At 48.6% G+C, this 24,013-nt stretch carries 24 protein-coding genes; 15 read left to right on the plus strand and 9 right to left on the minus strand.

The annotated features are described in order from the left end of the window. From NG796_RS18035 to NG796_RS18060, 6 genes are all read left to right on the plus strand, one after another. On the plus strand, nt 1-1,593 hold a 1,593-nt coding region (locus NG796_RS18035; protein WP_411268818.1), incomplete at its 5' end, for a WD40 repeat domain-containing protein. Between the two features lie 147 nt (nt 1,594-1,740). Beyond that, nucleotides 1,741-2,337, plus strand: coding sequence for a chromophore lyase CpcT/CpeT (locus NG796_RS18040; protein ID WP_261208267.1), 597 nt, complete (start codon nt 1,741-1,743; stop codon nt 2,335-2,337). A 241-nt stretch (nt 2,338-2,578) separates the two neighbouring features. Further along, nucleotides 2,579-2,875 carry a hypothetical protein gene (locus NG796_RS18045; protein ID WP_261208268.1) on the plus strand — a complete coding sequence of 99 codons (297 nt, stop codon included), beginning with the start codon at nt 2,579-2,581 and terminating at the stop codon, nt 2,873-2,875. A 66-nt stretch (nt 2,876-2,941) separates the two neighbouring features. Further along, on the plus strand, nt 2,942-4,093 hold the full coding sequence (locus NG796_RS18050) for an NAD-dependent epimerase/dehydratase family protein (RefSeq protein WP_261197822.1): 1,152 nt from the start codon (nt 2,942-2,944) through the stop codon (nt 4,091-4,093). Between the two features lie 185 nt (nt 4,094-4,278). Then, a complete protein-coding gene (locus tag NG796_RS18055) occupies nt 4,279-5,412 on the plus strand; it encodes a glycosyltransferase (RefSeq protein WP_261208269.1) in 1,134 nt (377 codons plus the stop codon). Between the two features lie 17 nt (nt 5,413-5,429). After that, a complete protein-coding gene (locus NG796_RS18060) occupies nt 5,430-5,600 on the plus strand; it encodes a hypothetical protein (RefSeq protein WP_261208270.1) in 171 nt (56 codons plus the stop codon). A gap of 110 nt (nt 5,601-5,710) precedes the next feature. On the opposite strand, the gene NG796_RS18065 is transcribed toward NG796_RS18060, so the two are convergent. Continuing rightward, nucleotides 5,711-5,890 carry a hypothetical protein gene (locus tag NG796_RS18065; protein WP_261208272.1) on the minus strand — a complete coding sequence of 60 codons (180 nt, stop codon included), beginning with the start codon at nt 5,888-5,890 and terminating at the stop codon, nt 5,711-5,713. Here NG796_RS18065 and NG796_RS18070 point away from each other — a divergent pair. Next, a complete protein-coding gene (locus NG796_RS18070; protein ID WP_261208273.1) occupies nt 5,889-8,465 on the plus strand; it encodes an adenylate/guanylate cyclase domain-containing protein in 2,577 nt (858 codons plus the stop codon). The two genes, NG796_RS18065 and NG796_RS18070, sit on opposite strands and share 2 nt — an antisense overlap. Before the next feature lie 24 nt (nt 8,466-8,489). On the opposite strand, the gene NG796_RS18075 is transcribed toward NG796_RS18070, so the two are convergent. From NG796_RS18075 to folB, 8 genes are all read right to left on the minus strand, one after another. Next, nucleotides 8,490-9,320 (minus strand): ABC transporter permease, encoded by an 831-nt coding sequence (locus NG796_RS18075; RefSeq protein ID WP_261208274.1) that lies wholly within the window; start codon nt 9,318-9,320, stop codon nt 8,490-8,492. Between the two features lie 229 nt (nt 9,321-9,549). Then, nucleotides 9,550-9,963, minus strand: coding sequence for a 6-carboxytetrahydropterin synthase (locus NG796_RS18080; RefSeq protein WP_261208275.1), 414 nt, complete (start codon nt 9,961-9,963; stop codon nt 9,550-9,552). Between the two features lie 11 nt (nt 9,964-9,974). Further along, on the minus strand, nt 9,975-10,706 hold the full coding sequence (locus tag NG796_RS18085) for an SDR family NAD(P)-dependent oxidoreductase (RefSeq protein WP_261208276.1): 732 nt from the start codon (nt 10,704-10,706) through the stop codon (nt 9,975-9,977). 327 nt (nt 10,707-11,033) lie between these two features. Continuing rightward, complete coding sequence (locus NG796_RS18090; RefSeq protein WP_261208277.1) at nt 11,034-11,828, minus strand: ABC transporter ATP-binding protein; 795 nt, start codon at nt 11,826-11,828, stop codon at nt 11,034-11,036. A gap of 119 nt (nt 11,829-11,947) precedes the next feature. Then, on the minus strand, nt 11,948-12,997 hold the full coding sequence (locus NG796_RS18095; RefSeq protein ID WP_261208278.1) for an ABC transporter substrate-binding protein: 1,050 nt from the start codon (nt 12,995-12,997) through the stop codon (nt 11,948-11,950). A gap of 130 nt (nt 12,998-13,127) precedes the next feature. Continuing rightward, nucleotides 13,128-13,577 (minus strand): NUDIX domain-containing protein, encoded by a 450-nt coding sequence (locus NG796_RS18100; protein WP_261208279.1) that lies wholly within the window; start codon nt 13,575-13,577, stop codon nt 13,128-13,130. Nucleotides 13,578-13,697: 120 nt separating this feature from the next. Continuing rightward, entirely contained in the window at nt 13,698-14,618 is a 921-nt protein-coding gene (locus NG796_RS18105; RefSeq protein ID WP_261208280.1) for a glycosyltransferase family 2 protein, read from the minus strand. 335 nt (nt 14,619-14,953) lie between these two features. Further along, nucleotides 14,954-15,349: a dihydroneopterin aldolase gene (folB, locus tag NG796_RS18110; protein WP_261208281.1), complete on the minus strand. Its 396-nt coding sequence runs from the start codon at nt 15,347-15,349 to the stop codon at nt 14,954-14,956. Between the two features lie 349 nt (nt 15,350-15,698). Between folB and purC the strand changes: the two genes are divergently transcribed. From purC to NG796_RS18150, 8 genes are all read left to right on the plus strand, one after another. Beyond that, nucleotides 15,699-16,430 (plus strand): phosphoribosylaminoimidazolesuccinocarboxamide synthase, encoded by a 732-nt coding sequence (purC, locus tag NG796_RS18115; protein ID WP_261208318.1) that lies wholly within the window; start codon nt 15,699-15,701, stop codon nt 16,428-16,430. A gap of 136 nt (nt 16,431-16,566) precedes the next feature. Further along, nucleotides 16,567-19,176: a BamA/TamA family outer membrane protein gene (locus NG796_RS18120; RefSeq protein WP_261208282.1), complete on the plus strand. Its 2,610-nt coding sequence runs from the start codon at nt 16,567-16,569 to the stop codon at nt 19,174-19,176. A gap of 16 nt (nt 19,177-19,192) precedes the next feature. Then, on the plus strand, nt 19,193-20,089 hold the full coding sequence (gene lpxC, locus NG796_RS18125) for a UDP-3-O-acyl-N-acetylglucosamine deacetylase (RefSeq protein WP_261208283.1): 897 nt from the start codon (nt 19,193-19,195) through the stop codon (nt 20,087-20,089). Between the two features lie 46 nt (nt 20,090-20,135). Then, nucleotides 20,136-20,666, plus strand: coding sequence for a 3-hydroxyacyl-ACP dehydratase FabZ (fabZ, locus tag NG796_RS18130; RefSeq protein WP_261208284.1), 531 nt, complete (start codon nt 20,136-20,138; stop codon nt 20,664-20,666). Between the two features lie 134 nt (nt 20,667-20,800). After that, nucleotides 20,801-21,613: an acyl-ACP--UDP-N-acetylglucosamine O-acyltransferase gene (gene lpxA, locus NG796_RS18135; protein WP_261208285.1), complete on the plus strand. Its 813-nt coding sequence runs from the start codon at nt 20,801-20,803 to the stop codon at nt 21,611-21,613. Between the two features lie 15 nt (nt 21,614-21,628). After that, on the plus strand, nt 21,629-22,795 hold the full coding sequence (lpxB, locus tag NG796_RS18140; protein ID WP_261208286.1) for a lipid-A-disaccharide synthase: 1,167 nt from the start codon (nt 21,629-21,631) through the stop codon (nt 22,793-22,795). Between the two features lie 238 nt (nt 22,796-23,033). Continuing rightward, a complete protein-coding gene (locus tag NG796_RS18145; RefSeq protein ID WP_261208287.1) occupies nt 23,034-23,441 on the plus strand; it encodes a hypothetical protein in 408 nt (135 codons plus the stop codon). Nucleotides 23,442-23,636: 195 nt separating this feature from the next. Next, nucleotides 23,637-23,972, plus strand: a complete 336-nt coding sequence (locus tag NG796_RS18150) for a DUF6825 family protein (RefSeq protein WP_261208288.1) — start codon at nt 23,637-23,639, stop codon at nt 23,970-23,972. Nucleotides 23,973-24,013 lie beyond the last annotated feature (41 nt).

A 24,013-nucleotide genomic window follows, 5' to 3' on the forward strand; every position in this document is an offset into this window, starting at 1 on the left:
GAACGCATTGTCACCACCTCAGAGGACAAGACTGCCCGGGTGTGGGACCGCCGTGGCCAGCTAATAGCCGAACTCACCGGCCATCAGGGTGGGGTGTACGACGCCAGTTTCAGCCCAGACGGGGAACGCATCCTAACGAGTTCAGAGGACAACATCCCTCGGATGTGGGACCGCCGTGGCCAGTTAATAGCCAAACTCACCGGCCATCAGGGTTGGAGCTACGCCAGTTTCAGCCCAGACGGGGAACGCATTGTCACCACCTCAGAGGACAAGACTGCCCGGGTGTGGGACCGCCGTGGCCAGCTAATAGCCGAACTCACAGGCCATCAGGGTGGGATCTACAGCGCCAGTTTCAGCCCGGACGGGGAACGCATCCTCACCACCTCAGAGGACAAGACTGCCCGGGTGTGGGACCGCCGTGGTCAGCTAATAGCCGAACTCACCGGCCATCAGGGTCCAGTCAACGACGCCAGTTTCAGCGCGGACGGGGAACGCATCCTCACCACCTCAGAGGACAAGACTGCCCGGGTGTGGGACCGCCGTGGTCAGCTAATAGCCGAACTCACAGGCCATCAGGGTAGGGTCATCAGCGCCAGTTTTAGCTCGGATGGGGAACACATCCTCACTGAATCAGAGGACAACACCCTCCGGGTCTGGGACCGCCGTGGCCAGCTAATTGCCGAACTCACAGGCCATCAAGGTAGGGTCATCAGCGCTAGTTTCAGCAAGGACGGGGAACGCATCCTCACAGCCGCTTTGGATAACACAGTCCAGGTGTGGCGTATAGGAAGTTTGGATGAGTTACTGGAGTGGGGGTGTGACTGGCTTGGGGATTATCTTGTTACCCATCCCAAGAAATTAGAACAGTTAAAGACTTGTCAAACGCCATCCAATTTGGCAGAAGCGGCAATCTATTTAGTCCGGGAAGGAAAGGAAGAAGCTAGAGCGGGTCAGGTCAATGCGGCAGTAACGACATTCCGCAAGGCATTGGGGTGGAATAATACAGCGTTAGATTTCGAGCCTGAAGCCAAAGCTCAACAATTAGCAAAAGCTTCAGAACGGGTGAAGAAGGGTGAGGAATTTGCAGAACAAGGGCAGGGTCAAGCCGCAGTCAGGGAATTTCAGGAAGCCTTGAACATTGATCCGAGTCTCAATTTTCAACCCCAAAACGAAGCCGCCTCCTTGTTGGTTTTTAGAGGCAACACGCTAGTTAGAGAAGGAAAAGTCAAGGAAGCCATCTCAGCTTATGCAGATGCCCAAACCCTTGATCCAAACTTCACAATTTCTGGGTATTTTTGGAATACCCTGTGTTGGCAAGGGAGCTTGCATGGCTCTCCCGAAGCGGTGATGTTTGCCTGTGAAAAAGCCGTGGAAATATCTCCTCACAATGGCAGGTATCGCGAGAGTCGGGGTCTAGCGCGGGCGCTAACGGGCAATTCCCAGGGAGCAATTGAAGATTTTCAGGCAGATATTGATGGGATTGATGATCCGGAGGAAAAGTCCCAGCGGCAAGGTTGGATTGACGCTTTAAAAGCGGGTAAAAATCCATTTACGGAGGAGGAAATTCAGCGGTTGCGACAGTTACCAAGATAGTAGTGGGGAGGTTGCGCTAGGCATTAAATATGAATGGGGTGGGTTTGGTTACTTTAGGGGGAGAATGAGTGAACGGGGGGCGCGGAACTTTCGCTGCTGTCGTAAAATAGGCACAACTCTCCAGACTCTAGAGAACGTAAAATTTCCATGACTCATTCCACTGATATTCTGACTTTGGCGCGTTGGATGGCGTCAGATTTTAGCAATTTTGACCAGGCGATCGAGAATCCGCCGTTTTTTGCCCATATTCGGGTCTGTATGCGGCCCCTGCCTTATGAGTTCCTGGATGGGGTCAGTCTCTATTTAGAGCAGGCTTATGATTATATGCTGGATCAGCCCTATCGGGTGCGGGTGTTGAAGTTGGTCCCGAAGGGCGATCGCATTGAAATCGAAAACTACAAGGTCCAGGATGAAGCCTCTTTCTACGGATCCGCCCGCGATCGCCAGCTTCTGCAATCCCTCACCCCAGACAAGCTAGAAAAAATTCCCGGGTCCAGTTTCATCACGGAATGGACTGGATCCAGTTTCAAGGGGGAGGTAGAACCGGGCAAAAATTGCATTGTGGTTCGCAAGGGTCGCACCACTTATCTGGATAGCACCTTTGAAATTGATGAAAATGTCTTTATCAGTCACGATCGCGGACTGGACCCCGAGACTGATGAGATGGTTTGGGGTTCGGTTGCGGGTCCTTTTGTGTTTAACAAGCGGCGGGCGAGTTTTGCGGATGAGGTGGTTGTGAATTGAGATTGGGGAGGGGAACCTCTTACAAGAGTAGCTTTTGTACGTTCAAAGGGAGTTAGCTCAAATTTAAGTACACCTCCGGTCCCCTCCCCTTGGCAAGGGGAGGGTTAGGGTGGGGTCCTCTTGAGGTGGCGATCGCGTTTCAAGATGAATGAGTAGGTGGTGAGTTCAAGCGCGATCGCCCGTAGTTAAAGACCTTTTCCCAGACTCCATACAGGCGCTTAAACCTTTAAGAGTGTGTGAGGTGGCGATCGCCCTAGAAGAACCCCACCCTAACCCTCCCCTTGCCAAGGGGAGGGGACCGGATGCGATGGGATTTTGTGGGGTGGCGATCGCCCACGAAGAACCCCACCCTAACCCTCCCCTTGCTAAGGGGAGGGGACCGGATGCGATGGGATTTTGTGGTGTGGCGATCGCCCTAGAAGAACCCCACCCTAACCCTCCCCTTGGTAAGGGGAGGGGACCGGATGCGATGGGATTTTGTGGTGTGGTATTCCTTAATGCAGATTTTTTGCGGAATTCTGTCAAGTCGCTGGGGTGAAATATCCCACAGGTGGCACAAACCTGGTAGAGTTACCGAGTATTGGCAAGCAAGATTCATCTACCTATGAGAGTCCTGGTTATTGGCGGTGACGGCTATTGCGGTTGGGCAACTGCGCTTTACCTATCCAATCACGGTTACGATGTCGCAATTTTAGATAGTTTGGTGCGTCGGCATTGGGATGCACAACTCTGCGTGGAAACCCTAACACCGATCGCCCCGATTCAGCAACGGTTGCAGCGTTGGCGCGATCTAACTGGCAAGTCTATTGATCTGTTCGTTGGGGATATCACTGATTACGCTTTCTTAAGTAAGGCACTCCATCAGTTTGAACCCGATACGATTGTTCACTTTGGTGAGCAGCGATCGGCCCCCTTCTCGATGATTGATCGTGACCATGCGGTTCTCACTCAAGTGAATAACGTCGTGGGAACTCTGAATCTGCTTTATGCCATGAAGGAAGATTTCCCTGACTGCCATCTGGTGAAGTTAGGCACAATGGGCGAATATGGCACGCCAAATATCGATATTGAAGAAGGCTATATCACCATTGAGCATAACGGGCGCAAAGATACCCTCCCCTATCCGAAGCAACCGGGAAGTTTCTATCACTTAAGCAAGGTTCACGATAGTCACAATATCCAGTTTGCTTGCAAAATTTGGGGTCTGCGTGCTACAGATTTGAACCAAGGGGTTGTTTATGGGGTCCTGACGGAAGAAACCGGCATGGATGAAATGCTAATCAACCGCCTCGATTATGATGGCGTGTTTGGAACAGCACTTAACCGCTTCTGCATTCAAGCAGCAGTGGGACATCCCCTGACGGTGTATGGCAAAGGCGGACAAACCCGAGGATTTTTGGATATTCGGGACACGGTACGCTGTATGGAACTGGCGATCGCCAATCCAGCAGAACCGGGACAATTCCGTGTCTTTAACCAATTTACCGAACTATTCAACATCGGTGAACTGGCAACGAAGGTGCAACAAGCAGGGATGGCAATGGGACTGAAAATTGAGATTGACCACCTGGAAAACCCCAGAGTTGAACTCGAAGAACATTATTTCAATGCCAAAAACACCAAACTGCTGGATTTAGGTTTACAACCCCATTATTTATCCGATTCCCTACTCGATTCTCTGCTGAATTTCGCCGTCAAATACCAGACCCGAATCGACAAAAACCAGATTCTACCCAAAGTATCTTGGCGACGTTAAACCTTGCTGTCTAGCAGCATTCGGTGAGACTAAAGGGTTTTATATCCTTTCTAACGTTCTGAAGGGAGTGCGAAATTCTAGCTCCCTAGTGACAAGAGCTAGAATCTCGCACTATCATTTATCAATTAAACCCGTTGAAGTTGCTCATAGGCTGACCTAAAACCCTTGCGTAACTAAAATTTGATATGAGAATTGCACTTTTTACCGAAACCTTTTATCCCAAAGTTGATGGCATTGTTACCCGACTTTGCCGCACCGTCGAACAACTGCAATGCGCTGGAGATCAGGTACTCATCTTTTCTCCCGACTACGGCATTACTGAATACAAAGGAGCCGAAGTTTACGGGGTTACTGGGTATCCTTTACCGCTGTATCCAGAACTGAAATTAGCCTTCCCCACCCCATCTATCCGGCGCAAACTCGAAGTCTTTAAACCCGATTTAATTCATGTTGTCAACCCCGCTGTGTTAGGAGTCGGGGGAATTTACTACGCTAAAAGTCTGAAAATTCCCTTAGTTGCTTCCTACCATACCCACCTTCCCAAATATTTGCACCATTATGGGTTAGGAGTGTTAGAACCCCTACTCTGGGAACTGCTCAAAGCGGCTCATAATCAAGCGGAATTGAACCTCTGTACTTCAATGGCAATGGTGCAAGAATTGCGAAATCATGACATTGAACGGGTGGATTTGTGGCAGCGTGGGGTCGATACGGAGTTATTTCAACCCCATTTAGCCAGTCGAGAAATGCGCGATCGCCTCAGTCAAGGGAATCCCGACAGTCCCCTGTTGCTATATGTGGGACGACTCGGTGCCGAGAAAGAAATCGATCGCATTAAACCCGTCCTAGAAGCCATTCCCCATGCCAGATTAGCCTTAGTCGGTGATGGACCCACGCGGCAACAACTCGAACAACACTTTGCCGGAACTCCCACCCATTTTGTCGGCTATTTACACGGAGAACAATTAGCCAGCGCCTTTGCCTCTGCCGATGCCTTCATTTTTCCTTCCCGAACCGAAACCCTGGGTTTAGTTTTGTTAGAAGCAATGGCAGCCGGTTGTCCCGTCGTTGCTGCCGCCAGAGGAGGGATTCTGGATATCGTCACCGATGGAGTCAATGGATACCTGTTTGATCCCGATGAGGAGAATGGTGCGATCGCCGCCACCCAACGTCTCCTAGCGAACCAAATCGAACGCCAATCCCTCCGCCAAAATGCGCGCAAAGAAGCCGAACAATGGGGATGGCAAGCGGCAACAGCGCAACTCCGGCGCTATTATCAAACGATCCTAAATTCGGGTAGTTTGCCTCTTGCCGCCTGATCGGGAAGATCGGGGAGTTGGTAGAGATTTACCTCAAGTCTAAAAGCACTTCCGGTCCCCTCCCCTTAGCAAGGGGAGGGTTAGGGTGGGGTCCTCGTGAGGTGCGATCGCACCTCAATAGGAATGGGTACATGAAGAGTTCTCGTAGAGATGCGATCGCCACCTTACGAAGAATGGGGTTTCTCTAGCCTCCATACAGGTGCTTAAACCTGTAAGAGTGGGTCAGGTGGCGATCGCCACCTCAGAAGAACCCCACCCTAACCCTCCCCTTGCCAAGGGGAGGGGACCGGAGGTGCTTTTAAACTTGAGGGAAATCTCCCCCATCCTCCCCATCCTCCCCATCCTCCCCATCCTCCCCATCCTCCCCATCTCCCCAATCCTCCCCATCTCCCCCACCTCCCCAATCTCCCCACATTTCCCAGGGTTGGCGTACCATAGAGATCAGGCAAATCTGAGCCGGTAAGCGTTGATAACACATGACATTTTCAGGCACTGGTAGCGTTCTAGCGGCTTTAACTCGGGTAGGTCGCATGGGGGAGTTGACCCGGCGAGTCAAGGATATGCAGGTTGGGGAATTTGTCTGCATCCTTGATTTTATTACGGCAGAATTTCAACAATGTCTGCTGGCAATTGATCTGATTAATAATGAAGCGCTAGAAATTCTTTTAGAACAACTCCTCGATGCCTTCACGCTCAAAATTAGTCAAATCCTACAAGCGGAACGCACGACTATTTTTTTAATTGACCAAGAAAAAGAGCAACTTTGGTCAAAAATTAGCCAAGATGAAACGGGGAAAAGTGCCGAAATCCGATTACCCATCCATATTGGCATTCTCGGTCATGTGGCTTGCAATGGCGAAAGTGTCAACATTGCCGATGTTCGCAATCATCCTTTATTTCAAGCGGAAGTAGACGAACCCCCGGGATGCGACCCGAGAAATCTACTCTGTGAACCGATTTTTAGCAGCAAAGACCCCGATCGCGTGGTGGCGGTGGTTCAGGTCCTGAATAAAATCGGCGAGGTTCCGTTCAACCGCGAGGATCAGCTTCAATTCGCGGGGTTTGCCTCTTCCATTGCCATTATTCTGGAAAGTTGTCAGTCTTTTTATGTGGCAGCCAGAAATCAGCGCGGGGTCAGTGCGTTACTGGAAGCAACGACGACTTTAGGTCAAAGTTTGGACCTAGAAACAACATTACGCGCTGTCATGGACCGCGCCAAGGATTTAATGCAGGCCGATCGCAGTACCTTATTTTTACTCAGCAAGGAAACGGACGAACTCTGGACGAAAGTTGCCAAGGCAGATGGCAAAACAATGGTAGAAATCCGGATTCCTGCAAATCGTGGTATTGCCGGTTATGTTGCCTCTACGGGTCAAACTCTGAATATTCATGATGCCTATCTTGACCCCCGCTTTGACCCGACGACGGACCGAAAAACCGGGTATCAAACCGCTACGATTCTTTGTATGCCTGTTTTTAATGCGTCGGGGGAGTTAATCGGGGTGACGCAACTGATTAATAAACATAAGGGGAGTTTTAATTCTTCCGATGAAGCGTTTTTGCGTGCGTTTAATGCACAGGCAGGAATTGCATTACAAAACGCGCAATTGTTTGAAAGTGTGTTACTAGAGAAGCAATATCAAAAAGATATTTTAGAAAGTCTTTCTGATGCGGTGATTTCCACCAATATGGAAGGGAAAATTGTCACAATTAACGAGGCGGCGTTAGAGTTGCTGGGATGTCCGATTCAGAAGGATGACCGCAAGGAGAGCGATCGCCAGTTTCAGATTCAGCGGGAAAATAAGCAAAAATTGCTGTTGTGGCAGCAAAAGTTACAAGGGCGCTATGTTTGGGAAGTGGTCCCGATTGACCATCTGAGATTTCGTTTACAAGATGCGTTACAAAATGCGGCAAGGCATTTTGTGCCGGAACAAAGTCTAACCATTGGGTTAGTCAAATTGGATGAAACGAATATGGAAAATGCGATTTTGGTGATAGGCGATCGCAATAATCCTGAATTTTATATCCCCTGGAATGAGACGGATGAAAATGCTATCCGCTACCCTAAAAGTCAAGTTAAAGAAATCGAACGCAGTCTTAACCTGACCGTGAATCCATTAACCAACCCAGAAGGGGGAGTCCGAGGTGGATTGGTGGTTTTAGAAGATATTAGTCGGGAAAAACGGATGAAAACCACCATGTATCGCTATATGACCCCTGGGGTAGCAGAACGAGTGATGGCATTAGGGGAAGATGCCTTAATGGTGGGGGAACGCAAAGAAGTCACTATTTTATTTTCAGATATTCGCGGTTATACAACCCTGACGGAAAACTTGGAAGCGGCAGAAGTTGTCTCGCTTTTGAATAACTATTTCGAGACAATGGTAGAAGCGGTTTTTAACTGCGATGGAACCTTGGATAAATTTATTGGCGATGCGTTAATGGCGGTATTTGGTGCACCGTTACCCCTTAAAGAACACGCTTGGAAGGCGGTGCAATCAGCCTTAGATATGCGTCGGCGTTTAGATGAATTTAATCGGCGGCAAAAAGAACATAATATTCGCATCGGAATTGGTATTAGTTCTGGGGAAGTGGTTTCCGGCAATATTGGCAGTCAAAAGCGGATGGACTATACAGTAATTGGGGATGGGGTGAATTTAAGTGCGCGGTTAGAAAGCGTGACAAAGGAATATAAATGTGATATTATTATTAGCGAATTTACTTATCAACTTTGTAGCGATCGCATCTGGGTTAGAGAGTTAGATAAGATTCGAGTCAAGGGGAAAAATCAGGCAGTAGGGATTTATGAATTAATCGGCGATCGTCAGACTCCCTTGGATGCGGAAAAACAGAAATTTTTAGACTTTTATAGCGCCGGACGTGCCGCCTATATCTCTAAAAATTTTACTCAATCCATTACCCTTTTTCAATCAGCAGGTGCAATTTATCCCGAAGACCAAGCGGTAAAAATTCACATTCAAAGAGCGCAAGATTATCTTCAAATACCACCACCAGAGGACTGGGATGGTGTGCATACCATGACCACAAAGTAAGATAATTCGGATAAAAAGGGTTGGTTAACTATCCCGTTTGATTGACCCTTCATGCCATTCCCCTAGCACCCAATCTGATATCTTTGATAACAAACTAAAAATTAGAATTCCCAGAATTGTGACCAGGAATAAAGCGGCAAACATTCTCGGAATTTGCAGATTGTACCCGGCAATCAGCATTTGATAGGCAATCCCAGAATCAGTCCCCCCAGTCCCGGCGACAAATTCTGCCACCACGGCACCAATTAACGATAATCCCCCGCTAATCCGCAATCCTGATAAAAAATAGGGTAAGGCACTGGGTAATCGCAAATACCAGAGGGTTTGCCAGCGTGAGGCTTTGTAGAGGATAAATAAATCTCGTAAATTCGGGTCGAGGCTGTTTAAACCAAAGGTGGTATTAGAAATAATCGGGAAAAAGGCGACAATCCAGGCACAAGTTACCAAAGCACCAAAGGTATAGTCTTTAAACCAAATAATAATTAACGGTGCGATCGCCACAATGGGAGTGGTCTGTAACACAATCGCATAAGGATACAGACTTTTTTCAACCCACTTACTTTGAGACATCAACACCGCAATCATTAACCCCGAAATTGCAGCCGTAATAAAAGCTACTACTGTAATTTTTAAGGTAATGATTAAGGCAGGAAACAGAATCGGCCAATCCTTAATTAAAGCCTGAGCAATGACCGAAGGTTTGGGCAATAAATAAACGGGGGTGTTGGTTACCTCTACCCCAATTTCCCAAGCGGAAAGAACTATAATTCCCACCAAAATTGGAGCAATAGTATCCAAAGACCATAACTTATTTTTCTTGAATTTTGCTAACATCAAAGCGATATCTTTTTTCATATTATGGGTTTCATTAATCAGTGCATTGCTTCTGTCCGCCCGGATTTAATCCCTACGGATTTGAAAGGATAGCTACCTCCATTGACCCAAAGGGCTTCCCTGAAAAATCCCTTAGAAACCGGGTTTTTGTCATAAATTTGGACAATTTATCATTTAGGGTGAAAACCCGGTTTCTTGTCCCTGGGAGAAACTATACCAGTCGCTTAGTTAGGTCGGACAGTATCAGTCTCTAAGTTCCCCGATAGGTCACATGATCATTGTCAGTTTCATACAACTGCATTTCATAGAGTAACCCCGGGGGTAGCTTAGGTTCTAGCATATTCCAAAAGACTACCACCATATTCTCAGCGGTGGGATTGATTCCTTTGAAAGCGGGAACATCTAAATTAATATGTTTGTGATCAACCTCTGCTAGAATTGCAGCATCAATGGCATCTTGAAGGTCAAAGAAATTGAATACAATCCCCGTTTCTGGATTCACTTCTCCCCGGACTGTCACTTTTAAGGCATAGTTATGACCATGACCATTGGGATTATTGCATTTGCCAAAAATTCGACGATTTTCTTCATCGGATAAGGCATCGCTATGGAGACGATGGGAGGCTGAAAATGTGACTCGACGGGTGATATAAATCATCGACATACTGAAAACTCCTAAGCATTACTAAAAATTTCTAGGTTAGCGCCGGTGAGACATTGCGCTTGATAGTCATCCGCTAAAAAAACGATGGTGCGGGCCACATCATCCGGGGTGGTTTTGGTTTTTAAAAAAGGCGCAGCTTGTTTCAGAAGTGCCGTATCCACTGCACCAGGAGAAACGCTATTGACGCGAATTCCGTGGGGTTTACCTTCCACTGCTAGAGAATCGGTGATGCCAACTACGCCGTATTTACTGGTAATGTAACTGGTGAATCCGGGGAATTTGTCGGGACCGCGAACACCGGATAGGGATGCGACATTGACGATCGCACCGCCATGAGATTGAGCGATCGCACGGCGAAAAAATTCCCGGCAATATAAGAATATCCCGGTGACATTCACCGCCATTACCCGTTCCCAATCCGCCAATTCAATTTGGGTAAAATCGGTCACTTGCACCATTCCGGCATTATTAATTAAGATATCCACCCGACCGAAGGTGGCGATCGCCTGGTCAAATACCTCCCGAGTCTGTGCCTCTGAACTAACATCCGCTGGATAAACCAACACTTGTTCCGGCAGACATTCAGAGGCGATCGCTCCTCTAACCTCCTCCAGTTGCTCCGCACTCCGACTGACGAGGACCACCGCAGCGCCTCTGTGTGCCAACTGTCGAGCAGTGGCGGCACCAATCCCACGACCTGCTCCCGTGACAATAGCAACTCGTCCTACTAAAGATTTCTCCAAATGATTCAGCTTCTCCTTCTCGTAGGGGCAAGATTCAATAGAAAACGGCGCTAGAACTCTGGTTGATTGACCCTACTTCAAGGAAACCGTAACTAAGAACCAGGGATTAATTATAGCAAAATTTTGACCCATTTTGCCCAAACTAATCTGAGCATCCTGCTCCTCAATTCAAATCCCTCTATCCTGCCAAACCTCCTGAAACCCAGGGAGATTCAGCCGGATAGAGCGGGAAAAATCACCAGGATTTATTGAAGCGCTCCCTCTGGGATAAAGCATCCTTCTTTATCCTAGAGATGCCTTGAATCATCCCGGTCTTTGATAGCAGAATTAGACCGAGAAAAATTGCCGGGGGGATTCCCGGGATGTAGGATCCATTGCTTCAGATAAAGCCGTATAAACTTGCTGACAATAGTTGAGATAACGCTCAGAAGTCCGAAATGCTTCGCTGCGGGGTAATGGTTCATCGATAGCAATCTCTGCGATCGCCCGTCCCGGATTAGCTGCCATCACGACAACACGCTTCGAGAGATAAACCGCTTCATAGATATTATGAGTCACAAACAGAATCGTTTGCCGTTGGTGATTCCATAACGAAAGTAACTCATCATTGAGGTTAGTGCGGGTAATATCATCCAAAGCCCCAAATGGTTCATCCATGAGTAAAATACGGGGTTCAGTGACGATCGCCCGAGCAATAGAAACCCGCATTTTCATCCCTCCAGAAAGCTGCCGGGGATAAGCGTTAGCAAATTTTTCCAGTCCAACTAATTCCAACGTCTTGGCAATTGAGATATCCGCCATTCTTTTTGAGATTCCCATCAGCTTTAGGGGTAAACGAATATTATTTTTTACCGTACTCCAAGGCATTAAGGCTGGTTCTTGGAAGACAAAAGCAATCTGTTCTTTCAAACTGCGATCGGCCCATTCAATGTTCCCTCCACTGCTTTCACTGAGTCCAGCAATAATTCTTAAAATCGTACTCTTTCCACATCCAGAAGGACCAACTAAACTAACAAAATCTTCCCGATATACCTTTAGATTTACATCGTTTAAAGCTACTACCCCATTATTAAAAACTTTACTTACATGGCTGATAGTAATAGCTGTCTCAGGGTTTATCATGTTTTCTTGTCACTCAACAAAACTCATTCCAAATTCAATTGTAAAAAATCAATTTTCTCTTGTAGCGTGCGGAGGCAGGCTTTGTTCGCTTTCCTCCCCACCCTTTAGAGTGCAGGTTTTTACGCCTGGTAATAATCTACCCCCTTATTAATAAACTCTAAGGTATAGGCATCTTTATAGCTAGGTTTGTCCTGTAAAACCCCAGCAGTTACCAACTGGTCAAACAAGGTTTTCCATCGTTCATCGGTCATCGCCCCAATCCCCAGGGTTTTAGCATCTCCTGACTTAATTAGATCATACTCGGCGACCTTACCCAGAGCAAAGGCAAGCAACTCATCAGACATTTCTGGATTATCTTGCTGAATTAACTCATTTCCTAGGGCGGGATTTTCCAGATAGCTATACCATCCTTTCATAGAAGCATCGACAAAGCGATGAACCAACTCCGGTTTAGATTCAATTAATTTACGAGTCGTTTCCAGGGTGAAATTATAAGGGTTTAATCCCGTTTCACTTAATAGTAAAACTACCGGCTTAAACCCTCCCTCTTTTTCAATCAAAAAAGGTTCGGACGTCAATAATCCCTGTTGAACCGAATTTTTGTCCAACAAAAAGGGGGTAACATTGAAATTATAGGGGTGTTGTTGGTCTTGAGTATAACCATACTGTTTTTCCAGAAAAGGCCAATAAATACTACTCAGTCCCGGCACAATAAATACCCGTTTTCCCTTGAGTTGTGCCAAAGAGTCATTACCAACACCGGGATGGGCTAAAAAGGCTTGAATTTCATTTTGAAAGATGGCAGCGACAGTCACTTTCGGAATACCTTGATCCGCTGCTTGTAGAGCATTCACCGCTTGTCCGATGCTAAAATCGACTAAATCCCCCATTAACAATTGAGTAACATTTCCTTGGGGAGGGAGGGGTCTAATTTCTACATCGAATCCATAGTCTCGATAAATCCCCGTCGCCAACGCTTGATAAAATCCACCATACTCGGCTTCAGCTTTCCAGCTTAACCCCACTTTAATTTTGTCAAGTTTTCCGCTGGATGTGGAGGTGGAAGGCTGCGACCCTCGATTCGTACAACTGGTCAAAATACTGGTTCCGATCGCCAACGAACTCATTTTCAGGAATTGGCGACGTTTGATATCCTTAAAATTAGTCATGGTCAATGATTTATTATTGTAAACAACAGATTTTTTGCAGGCATCAAAACCCGCTAAAAGATGAAATCATGATCAGAATTAACCGAGTTTTTCCTCAGTTCTAAACACTGATACCCGATTCACGTTTGCTTTAGCAATCACCCGGGTTGAGATAATGTTCCACCAGCACTCGCGTATAAGTATTCAAAGAATAGTTGAGTGCTTCTTGAGGCGGGACCCAAACCCATTCCTCAATTTCATCATTGGGAATCACCGTTTCTGTTGTCGAACGGGCATAATAGTTCATCATAATAAAGTGAGCGTCCCGACAAAATTGCGGGTCTAAGACCGCCTCTTGCAACAAGGCCCAGCGAATCTCTACCAAGTCCAGTCCCACCTCTTCCCGAAACTCCCGTAATAAGGCTGCTTCCAGAGTTTCCCCCCAATCCACCTTACCCCCGGGTACTCCCCACAACCCGCGCCATTTCGTGGTTTTCGCAATCAACACCCGACCACTAGGACCACAAACCAGCGCCCCTACGGTACTTAACGGAAAGGTTTGAACGATGGATCGGGGTGAAACCAATGATGGATCGTGCATGACTTATAACCCTTGGGGTAATCGACAAACAGACGGAGGGAGGGTTTTGATGATCTCCGATAGAGATTAGTGTAACAACCTCCGTCCGTCCAAGGCTATCCCGTTGATGATTCAGATGAGTTATACCCACTCCGCCAACTCGTCAGAACTGATCAGACTTTTGACTTGATTGTTTTGCCTTGCCTCGAAATACCGATCATCCGCTTCCACATCTTGCCTGAAATGTTGGGGATGAATCATGGGAAAATCGATCTCATATCTGGGCAAGTCCCCAAAACTACTGGGATTTATGGTGTGGGTTGCTTCTTGATGTCCAAACCCAATATTAGACACCAAGTTTTTATTGGGTAAAATGGAAGACTGTTGGTGATAAATACAGGCAAAGTTCCATTGATGATCCCAGGTATCGAGTTGGTTTTCATATACCAAGTCAAAAACTTGGGTTTTGACCGCTGCTTCTCGTTTATTTCCGATGATTTCTGCCAATTTCTGGGCCTGTTTGAGTTCGGGCCATAATTTCATATCGACATCGTAGTAAGCTTGCCATGCTCTGCGCCAAGTTGCCCAGCCCCAAATATGAGTCCGGCGAGAAAAATAGTAAGTTTCATTGAGATTCTGCCCGGGAATTCCTTCATTGCTTCCAGCAATGTGCATGACTCTGGAATCATTTCGATACTGAGTTAAAAGTTCTTGACAATACCGGAAGAAACTTTGATTGGGTAGACAGTCATCTTCCAGGATGATGGCTTCTTCTACGGTATCGAAGACCCAATCTATGCCACTGGAAACCCGCAATTTACATCCTAAATTAATGTCGGAATAATGCTTGAGGACTTGACAATCCCAGTCTACGCGGTCAATGATCTGCCGAGTTGCTGTACATTTGGCGGCTTCCCCGGGGCGATTGGCACGCGGCCCATCGGCAATGACTAACAACTGTGAGGGTTGCGCTTGACGAATTGACTCAAATACTTGTTCAGTAGTATCGGGTCGGTTAAAGATGAGCAAGGCAACCGGGGTTGTTAATTGCCAATCCTCCATGTTTTTCGTTCTCCTTAATGTTGTCAATAACTCTAAACTGAAAGCCACTCATTTTGAAGGGACAAGCATCAATGTTTTGCTTTCATTTTCTGATAGATCCCCCCAACCCCCCTTAATAAGGGGGGCTTTTGAATTTTCCCAAGGAAATAATTTGGATGTTTTTTTAACTCAAAAATGACGGGATACTCCCAGAAATAGGGGAGCGATCGCGACCAAACGAGTCTCAATTTAACCTTCAGAGGGGTTGAGCCTGATCATGAATGGCTCTGGTACTGTATCATTCTCTGAAACTCTACGCAATCCTTTCGGTTTCCAATTAAAGATTTAGCCGAGGTTTATGAATTAAAAAAATCCGAGAGAGACCGAGTGATTTCCACGGAAATTTTCCCTGAGAAATCAGGGATTGGAGCCGAAACCTTTGTCAAGCGAACTCTAATTTTTTGAGCTTGGTCGCATTCGAGAATGGAGCGAGCAATTTGGGTTGCCAAATGTTCCATTGTATTGACCTTAGCGGTTTCGATGTGATGGCGAACCCGGTCAACCAATTGCCGATAATCTAAAGTTTCTTCTAGGCGATCGCTGTTTCCCACGGCGACTAAATCCACCCACAGGGTTAAATCCACTTCAAACCATTGACCGAGCATTCGTTCCTCAGCCAAGTAGCCCGTGTAACCGTAATAGCGCAGTCCCGTAATTTCGATCGCGTCTCTTTGTTCTACAGATTTGTCCATGTTGTACCAAAAGTCAATCCCTGGTTTATGTCCCGATCTTGGACATCTTTCCCGATTGTCAGTCCCAAGGAAACCCAGGGCCAAACTATCCTACCCCAAACCGAGATAGCTCATCCCTCCCCTGACAAAATGTTGTTGTAAAACTTTACTAGGACCCCACCACTGGAGAACTTAGGGCCACCGCTGCCCATGAGGGCCTTGTAATTTTGAGTGGGGAGGCGATCTCCTCCGCAGGAACCCGCAATTATTCTCGCCACACAAGGATAAAATGATTGAGCGACCTCAAGTCGTCGAAAATTTGGCCCCTTTGGGGGGGTCATCTTCACTGAATCAGAAAGCAAAAACGGTTATGGCGGCGATGGAAAAACTCTATGAAGGCAAAGCGAAAATTTTATATAGCACCGACAACCCCGAGGTAGTGCTCTCCCAGTTTAAAGATGATGCCACCGCCTTTAATGCACTCAAACGGGGGACCATCGTCGGAAAAGGGCAGATTAACTGTGCGATCGGCACGGCCCTGTTTAACCTGCTCGAATCCAAAGGAATCCCCACCCATTTTATCGAGCAAACCAGTCCCAACGAAATGCGCGTCAAGCGAGTGCAGATTGTGCCCTTAGAGGTCGTCGTCCGAAATATTGCGGCAGGAAGTTTGTGCAAGCAAACCGGCATCCCCCAAGGAACCGTTCTCAAACAGCCCCTCGTAGAATTTTTCTATAAAAAAGACGAACTCGGGGACCCCTTGCTAACCCGCGATCGCCTGTTTTTATTAGAGCTTGCCACCCCAGAACAAGTAGAGCAACTGCGGACAATGGCATTGGAAATCAACCAAATTCTCTCAGAATTTTTCCATCAGTGTCAAATTATCCTCGTTGACTTTAAACTGGAGTTCGGATTTGATAGCCAGGGGAACCTAATTCTGGCCGATGAAATCAGTCCTGATACTTGCCGACTCTGGGACGAATCCCAGACTGATCCCACCGCCCGAATCCTGGATAAAGACCGATTCCGCCAGGATTTAGGAAACGTAGAAAATGCCTATCAGCAAGTCCTTGAACGGGTGCTTTCTCATCTATCCATTTAAGACTCCTAGGGATTAATTAGCCCTAACGCCTGAGTAAGAGAAGGGAGGAGAATTGACTTCCTTCAGGAATTGTAGTAACTCACGCTTGTATCCTTTCTTTTGGTTTCTCTGGACGTGCCAAATAACGACTAAACCCATGCGCTTATCTCCTGTCTTGTCAGCCGTTCTTGCTACTTGTGCCATTCTCAGTCTTGCCAATCCCAGTCGGGCACAGACCTCGGCCCTCTTGGTCCAATCCACAACTGATCCCTCGATGAAAGTAGAGGACCCCCCGACAACGGACCCTGCCGAGCGATCGCCCGATGGACCGGCAGAGGGGGCTAAATCTTCCATACTTGAGGGGATTAAAAGTATTGAGAGTATTGAGAATGGGGATGCAGCCAGTGTAGCTGTAACTCACAGACCCGGGAAAGAGATATCCCCGGATCCAGAGGTGGTGCTATCTGAATCAGAGGCTGAAGAACCGGGAGTAGAATTGAGCGAGGGGGATGTCACAGAAGAGACCCCTATCACTGCATCAGAACTCGCAGTTGAGGAAGACCCCTTAGTTTCAGCGATCGCCCCAGAAGAAGAAGTCATTACCGCCATTAGGTCCCAGAGCGATCAGCCCAGTCAATCTCCTGCCGAACTGTTGAGCACCCCACCCTTACAACAACCGGACCTAAACACTCAAGCAAGGGACTGGAACCGGGCGATCGTTCAAGACCCTGACCCAACCGAACCAGGCGAACCGGATGCTGTAGAAACTGAACCCTCCACTCGCCCAGTCACCCCCGAAGACACCTCAGAACCCACCGAAGAGAACTCTGAAGACACCTCAGAACCTACCCTTGAAGAGAGCCCCGAAGACACCTCAGAACCTACCCCAGAAGACACTCCTGAAGACACCCCAGAACCCACGCTGCAACCGACTCCCCAACCCACCCCACAACCCACAACACCGCCTCCACTGATTCCACCCCGGGCCCAACCAGCCCCCCAAGCAGAACCGCAAGTCTTGGTTGCCGAAGTCGTCGTCAGTGGCGTAGAAGGACAACTCCAAGACGAAGTGTATCGGGTGATTTCCCTGCGTCCAGGACAGACAACCACGCGATCGCAACTGCAACAGGACATCAACGCCATTTTTGCCACAGGCTTTTTTTCCAACGTCCGGGCCGAACCACAAGACACCCCCCTCGGTGTCCGAGTCACCTTTGTCGTTGAATCCAACCCCGTTTTAACCGGCGTAGAAGTCCGGGGAAATCAAGTCCTTCCCCAAGAAGTTATTGATGAAATTTTTGCCCAACAATATGGGGATATCCTCAACCTGCGCGACTTCCAGGAAGGGATCAAAAAATTAAACGAATGGTATCAACAAAACGGATACGTCTTAGCACAAGTCATTGACACCCCCCAAGTCGCCGCTGATGGCACCGTCATTCTGGAAGTGGCCGAAGGGGTAGTCGAGAACATTGAAATCCGCTTTATCAACGAAGAAGGGGAACTCGTCGATGCCGAAGGGCAACCGATTCGAGGACGGACTAAAGAATACATTGTCACCCGGGAACTGGAACTCGCACCCGGAGAAGTCTTTAACCGCCAAACCATCGAACGGGATTTACAGCGAGTCTTTGGACTGGGTATTTTTGAAGATGTCCAAATTTCCCTCAACCCCGGTCAAAATCCCCGTAACGTGGTGGTCGTCGTCAACGTCTTAGAGCGAAGTACCGGGTCGATCGCCGCTGGTGCCGGGATTAGTTCTGCCAGTGGTTTATTCGGAACCCTCAGCGTGCAAGAGCAAAACCTATTGGGGAGAAACCTCAAATTAGGGACTGAATTGCAAATTGGACAGCGTGAGGTGCTGTTTGATGTCAACTTTACCGACCCCTGGATTGCCGGTTGGGAAAGTCGAACCTCTTATACCGTCAATCTATTCCGACGGCGATCGATCTCCTTTATTTTTGATGGGGGTGATCCAGAAATCGAACTCCCAGACGAGGGGGGCCGTCCGCGAATTCTGCGTTTTGGCGGGGGAGTCACCTTTTCCCGTCCCTTGGATAATGGCTGGAGAGCTTCATTAGGGACCCAGTATCAACGAGTCAGCACCCGAGATGATGATGGGGATATCGCCCGAACTGACGAACGTGGAAACGATTTGAGCTTTAGTGGCGACGGTAAAGATGATTTGTTCACCTTCCAACTCAGTGGGACCCGAGATTTACGGAATAGTGCTTTGCAGCCAACCGCTGGGAGTGTCCTGCGTGTCAGTACCGAACAATCCGTTCCCATTGGCCTAGGCAGTATCTTCTTCAATCGTCTCCGGGCAAGTTACAACTACTACATCCCGCTCAATTTAATTCGCTTTTCTGAAGGACCTCAAACCTTTGCTTTAAGCGTTCAAGGGGGAACCGTCTTTGGCGATTTACCCCCCTACGAAGCGTTTTCCCTGGGAGGGACCACCACCGTGCGCGGTTACGATGAAGGGGGGGTCGGCACCGGGCGCAGTTTTGTGCAAGGGTCCGCCGAGTATCGCTTCCCGATTTATTCCGTGGTGGGTGGAGCTCTGTTCTTTGATGCGGCCACGGACCTGGGAACTGGCGGCAACGTTCCGGGACGACCCGCAGAGGCCCGCAACAAGCCGGGTAGCGGGTTTGGCTATGGGTTGGGGATCCGAGTCCAGTCTCCCCTGGGGCCGATTCGGGTGGATTTTGCCCTAAATGATGATGGAGACAGTCGGTTCCACTTTGGTCTCGGCGAACGATTCTAGGAGGCTAAATTTGTTGATGAATCCCTCGTCCCATCAGCTTTCTGTTCAATCCAGGTCTCCACAGGGTTTAGTGGGACCTGTGAAATGTGCTGGGGTGGGATTGCATACGGGTATCTTGACCCAAGTGAAAATACTGCCCGGTGTACCGGGGGAAGGACGCTGCTTTGTGCGGGTGGATCTTCCCGATCGCCCAGTAATTCCGGCGACGGTTGATGCAGTCCATCAAACGACTCTTTCCACAGAACTGGCGATCGCTGAGACATCGGTGCGAACCGTCGAGCATTTGTTAGCGGCGTTGATGGCAATGGGGGTGGAGGATGCGCGCATTGAAGTAGATGGACCGGAACTGCCCTTATTGGATGGGTCGGCACTGCCTTGGGTGGAGGCGATCGCCCAAGTTGGCCTAGTTCCCACAACCCCCAAAAACCAGCCAGAAATCTTTCCCCTCTCCTTACCGATTTCAGTTTATGAAGGGGATGCCTTTGTTTCGGCTATCCCTTCCCCGGAACTGCGATTTAGTTATGGGATTGATTTCCCTGAACCGGCGATCGGCAACCAGTGGTACAGTTGGTCTCCCAGTCAGTCCAGCTTTGCCACAGAAATTGCTCCCGCCCGCACCTTTGGTCTAGCCCGCCAAATCGAACAACTCCAGGCAGCCGGTTTAATTAAGGGCGGAACCTTGGAGAATGCCCTAGTTTGCGGGGAAACCGGGTGGATAAATCCCCCCCTACGATTTCCAAATGAACCAGCGCGTCATAAAATTTTAGACTTAGTAGGAGATCTGAGTTTACTCGGCCCTCTGCCCCTGGCTCATTTTATTGCTTACAAAGCGAGTCATAAGCTACATATCCAGCTTGTGCGCGCCCTGGCAGAACACGGGTCCAGATTTAACGAAGCGGGCGGGGCCTTTTGATAACTCTCTCCACTCTCGATCCAGACCCTATCGACCTAAGCGAGTCATGACCACTTCTATTGAAGTTAATTGCGTTCAATCAGCCGAGTCTACCCCGAGCAAGAGCGAAAGCAGCCCCCCAAATGGGACCGGGACTGCCTCAAAAACTACATTTACCCTCGAAGAAGTGCAGCAACTGCTGCCTCACCGTTATCCCTTAGCTTTAGTAGACCGGATTATCGACTATGTTCCTGGAGAACGGGCTGTTGGGATTAAAAATGTCACCTTTAACGAGCCTCATTTTCAAGGACACTTTCCCGGACGTCCGATCATGCCTGGGGTGTTAATCGTCGAAGCAATGGCGCAAGTCGGCGGTGTTGTGCTGACTCAGTTTCCAGGAATGGAAGGGAGTTTATTTTTATTCGCAGGGATTGATAAAGTCCGTTTCCGTCGTCAAGTCATCCCTGGGGACCAACTGGTGATGACCACAGAAGTGCTGCGGGTGTCACAGCGGCGGATTGCCAAGATGCAGGCTCGGGCTGAAGTGGCGGGTCAATTGGTGTGCGAAGGGGAACTCTTGTTCTCTCGGGTGGACTAACGGGAAATTTAAGTGAGGAGTGAGCGGGAAGAATTGAGAATTGAGAATTGAGAATTAAGCACTAGGGAACGGTGGACTGTTAACCGTTGCCGGTTGATTCTTGTTTCTTCCTTTTTCCTTCTTCAAGTAATTTTATGAAAACTCTGATTCATCCGACGGCAGTCATCCATCCGGATGCAGAACTGCACCCGACTGTTGAAGTCGGAGCTTATGCCGTGATTGGGCCCCAAGTAAAAGTAGGCCCAGATACGACAATCGGTCCTCATGTGGCGATCGAGGGTTGCACGGAAATCGGGGCGCGCAATCGAATTTTTCCAGGGGCAGCGATCGGGTTTGAGCCACAGGATCTCAAGTATTCTGGGGCTTCAAGTCTTACGAAAATTGGCGATGGGAACACCATTCGCGAGTATGTCACCATCAATCGAGCCACGGGAGAAGGAGAGGCGACGGTCATCGGCAATGATAATTTGTTGATGGCCTATGTGCATATTGCCCACAATTGTGAAATTGGCGATCGCGTGGTGATTACCAATACGGTGCAACTCGCCGGGCACGTTCGCATTGAAAATCACGCCCGAATTGGCGGCGTTTTGGGAATTCATCAGTTCGTGCATATTGGGGAACTGGCAATGGTGGGGGGGATGACGCGGATCGATCGCGATGTGCCGCCCTATATGTTGGTGGAGGGCAATCCTTCTCGGGTGCGATCGCTCAATCAGATCGGCCTCAAACGCGCCGGAATCTCCCCGGATGACCTGAGTCTGCTGAAAAAAGCCTTTCGCCTGATTTACCGTTCTGAAGAGTCGTTTAAACAGGCCCTGGAACACTTAACGGAACTGCCCCAGACCCCCTATCTCCTCCATCTGTCGGAGTTCCTGCGTCAGTCCATCACCGCCGATCGCCGGGGTCCGATTCCCGGACGGCAACGCGGTTCAAGTCACGAATAAGGGAAGGGGTCGCAAGTGGCAACAATTTTTATCAGCACCGGGGAGGTGTCTGGGGATATGCAAGGGGCAATGTTGGTAGAAGCCCTCTATCGTCAGGCTAAATCCGCCGGGATACCCCTGGAAATTATGGCCTTGGGTGGGGCAAAAATGGCCCAAGCCGGTGCAGTCATCCTCGGAGATACGACGGGGATTGGTTCCATCGGGATTCTCGAATCCTTGCCCTATATTTGGCCCACTGTGCAAATCCAGCGCTGTGCTAAAGCCTATCTGCGCAACTCCCCCCCAGATGTGATTATCCTGATTGACTATATCGGTCCAAATCTGGGGATTGGGAATTTTGCCAAAAGGCACTTACCCCAGGTGCCGCGAATTTATTATATTGCCCCCCAGGAGTGGGCTTGGTCTTTGGGCGATCGCACGACGACTCAGATTGTGGGACTCTGCGATCGCCTCCTCGCCATTTTTCCCATAGAAGCCCGTTATTACCAAGAACATGGCGCAGAAGTCGATTGGGTGGGGCATCCGTTTATTGATGTCCTGGAAAATGCCCCAACCCGAGAACAGGCGCGTCAAACTTTGGGAATTGACTCCGATGAACTGGCGATCGCCCTCCTCCCTGCCTCCCGACAACAAGAACTCCACTATCTCTTACCCGTGATGTTTGAGGCGGCACAGCAGATCCAAACACACTATCCCTCAGCCCAGTTTTATATCCCCTTATCCTGGGAAAAATATCGCCCCACCCTAGAAACTGAGATTCAGCGTTATGGATTGCGGGCTAAATTGGTGGACGCGAGTCAAAGTCGCATGGCGATCGCAGGCGCTGATTTAGCCATTACCAAATCTGGGACCGTCAACTTAGAAATTGCTTTGTTAAACATCCCCCAAGTCGTGATCTACCGGGTCAATCCCCTCACTGCCTGGATTGCACGGCATCTTCTTAAATTTTCCATCCCCTTCATGTCTGCCCCTAACCTCGTCTTAATGAAATCCATCGTTCCCGAATTGCTGCAAGAGTCAGCCACAGCGGCGAACATCGTTCAGGAAGCGTTGGAATTACTAGAAAATCCCGATCGCCGACAGCAAATGCAACAAGACTATCAGGAAATGCGAGAAGCATTGGGAGAACCAGGAGTTTGCGATCGGGCAGCACAGATTATTTTGGGGCTAATCAAGCCTTAGAGTTTCGGGTTGGATCATTATCTCAACTCCATCCTTGTATGAAACGTTATGTTAGCAGTCCTGTGAGCCTCCACGCTTCAGGGTGCGGGTCACCAGAAAAACACCCCCGACGGGGCTTGATTCCCCCTCAACCCTTTCAGATTGGGTAGATCCAGCCGTTTCTAAGACACCCAAGGTATGATGAAGCATAAAAAATCAAGACTTCCTAACAATTCCGGGAGAACCCAGAAGAAACGTGATGAAAAATACCCTGCTTTATTCAACCCTGTTGGGATTATCGACCCTGATTTTCTCTCCTAGTAGCGCCCAGGCGCAACTGTTACCGCAACCCTGGGTTTCCGTAGGCGTGCAAGAGAGTGAACCAACCTTTTCTGTAGGAGTCCGGGGATTGGGCTTAGGGTTAGAATTGGGGTTGACCGATGAGAGTGCGGTGGGGATTGACGTGATGAAATTTCTCAGCCCGCCATTGATTGGGGAGATTTCCGGCTATGTCGGGGTAGGACTTTACAACAACTCGAATTCCAGTGGACAAGAGTTTGCTTATTCTGCCGGGGTGCAAATTAGGCCCGATGGTAACTTTTTCTTTGGGGCGGGATACCACAACCTCCGAGGGATTAACGGTCAAATTGGGTTCAAACTGTATTAAAACTCTGGCAATCATTTGAAGCGATCGCCTGAAGCCCCCCTTACTTAGGGGGTTTTTTTAGAGTTTTGAACCCAGAAATGCCAGTGAAATATTCTCTCAAGGTTGTTTTTAGCTCTAAGACAACCCGTTAGAGCCTGCGTCATCGGACTCATCAACGTTATAATTCTTTACGGAAGCCTGCGTATAATAAGTTAGATGAGTAAACCTGTAGTCGATGCCTTTTTTGTAGGGAGAGCCTTATCCCAAGCGCTTTACCACGAGCTAGAAAAAACCCTAACCAATGCCCTGAGCGATTTGGGTAAATTTGATGCGGAACAAAGAGAGCGTCTGCGTTTATTCACCCAAGAGGTGATGGAACGAGCGACTCGCGAATCAGGTTTCGTGATGAACTCACCAGTAAACTCGGGGATGCCGAGTTCAATTGGCAGCCCTATTCCTGAACCGGGGGATCTGCAAGCAACTATTGATGAGTTGCGTGCAGAAATTGCCCAAGTTCGCGCTCAGTTACAGCTTTACCGTAGCCGTTCTTGAGTCAAGGGACTGACAGACCCGGCGGCGATCGCTGCGTTGTC

Source organism: Laspinema sp. D2d (assembly GCF_025370755.1).
Classification (GTDB): Bacteria; Cyanobacteriota; Cyanobacteriia; order Cyanobacteriales; family Laspinemataceae; genus Laspinema.

What these genes read in the sequence shown, in the direction of transcription:
- lpxC (WP_261208283.1), top strand. Translation starts at nt 19,193, where the DNA reads ATGAATCCCTCGTCCCATCAGCTTTCTGTTCAATCCAGGTCTCCACAG.
- NG796_RS18120 (WP_261208282.1), top strand. Translation starts at nt 16,567, where the DNA reads ATGCGCTTATCTCCTGTCTTGTCAGCCGTTCTTGCTACTTGTGCCATT.
- NG796_RS18065 (WP_261208272.1), bottom strand. Translation starts at nt 5,890, where the DNA reads ATGTGTTATCAACGCTTACCGGCTCAGATTTGCCTGATCTCTATGGTA.
- purC (WP_261208318.1), top strand. Translation starts at nt 15,699, where the DNA reads ATGGCGGCGATGGAAAAACTCTATGAAGGCAAAGCGAAAATTTTATAT.
- NG796_RS18100 (WP_261208279.1), bottom strand. Translation starts at nt 13,577, where the DNA reads ATGCACGATCCATCATTGGTTTCACCCCGATCCATCGTTCAAACCTTT.
- NG796_RS18075 (WP_261208274.1), bottom strand. Translation starts at nt 9,320, where the DNA reads ATGAAAAAAGATATCGCTTTGATGTTAGCAAAATTCAAGAAAAATAAG.
- NG796_RS18090 (WP_261208277.1), bottom strand. Translation starts at nt 11,828, where the DNA reads ATGATAAACCCTGAGACAGCTATTACTATCAGCCATGTAAGTAAAGTT.
- NG796_RS18150 (WP_261208288.1), top strand. Translation starts at nt 23,637, where the DNA reads ATGAGTAAACCTGTAGTCGATGCCTTTTTTGTAGGGAGAGCCTTATCC.
- NG796_RS18050 (WP_261197822.1), top strand. Translation starts at nt 2,942, where the DNA reads ATGAGAGTCCTGGTTATTGGCGGTGACGGCTATTGCGGTTGGGCAACT.
- NG796_RS18040 (WP_261208267.1), top strand. Translation starts at nt 1,741, where the DNA reads ATGACTCATTCCACTGATATTCTGACTTTGGCGCGTTGGATGGCGTCA.
- NG796_RS18070 (WP_261208273.1), top strand. Translation starts at nt 5,889, where the DNA reads ATGACATTTTCAGGCACTGGTAGCGTTCTAGCGGCTTTAACTCGGGTA.
- NG796_RS18105 (WP_261208280.1), bottom strand. Translation starts at nt 14,618, where the DNA reads ATGGAGGATTGGCAATTAACAACCCCGGTTGCCTTGCTCATCTTTAAC.
- folB (WP_261208281.1), bottom strand. Translation starts at nt 15,349, where the DNA reads ATGGACAAATCTGTAGAACAAAGAGACGCGATCGAAATTACGGGACTG.
- NG796_RS18080 (WP_261208275.1), bottom strand. Translation starts at nt 9,963, where the DNA reads ATGTCGATGATTTATATCACCCGTCGAGTCACATTTTCAGCCTCCCAT.
- fabZ (WP_261208284.1), top strand. Translation starts at nt 20,136, where the DNA reads ATGACCACTTCTATTGAAGTTAATTGCGTTCAATCAGCCGAGTCTACC.
- NG796_RS18095 (WP_261208278.1), bottom strand. Translation starts at nt 12,997, where the DNA reads ATGACTAATTTTAAGGATATCAAACGTCGCCAATTCCTGAAAATGAGT.
- NG796_RS18145 (WP_261208287.1), top strand. Translation starts at nt 23,034, where the DNA reads ATGAAAAATACCCTGCTTTATTCAACCCTGTTGGGATTATCGACCCTG.
- NG796_RS18055 (WP_261208269.1), top strand. Translation starts at nt 4,279, where the DNA reads ATGAGAATTGCACTTTTTACCGAAACCTTTTATCCCAAAGTTGATGGC.
- lpxA (WP_261208285.1), top strand. Translation starts at nt 20,801, where the DNA reads ATGAAAACTCTGATTCATCCGACGGCAGTCATCCATCCGGATGCAGAA.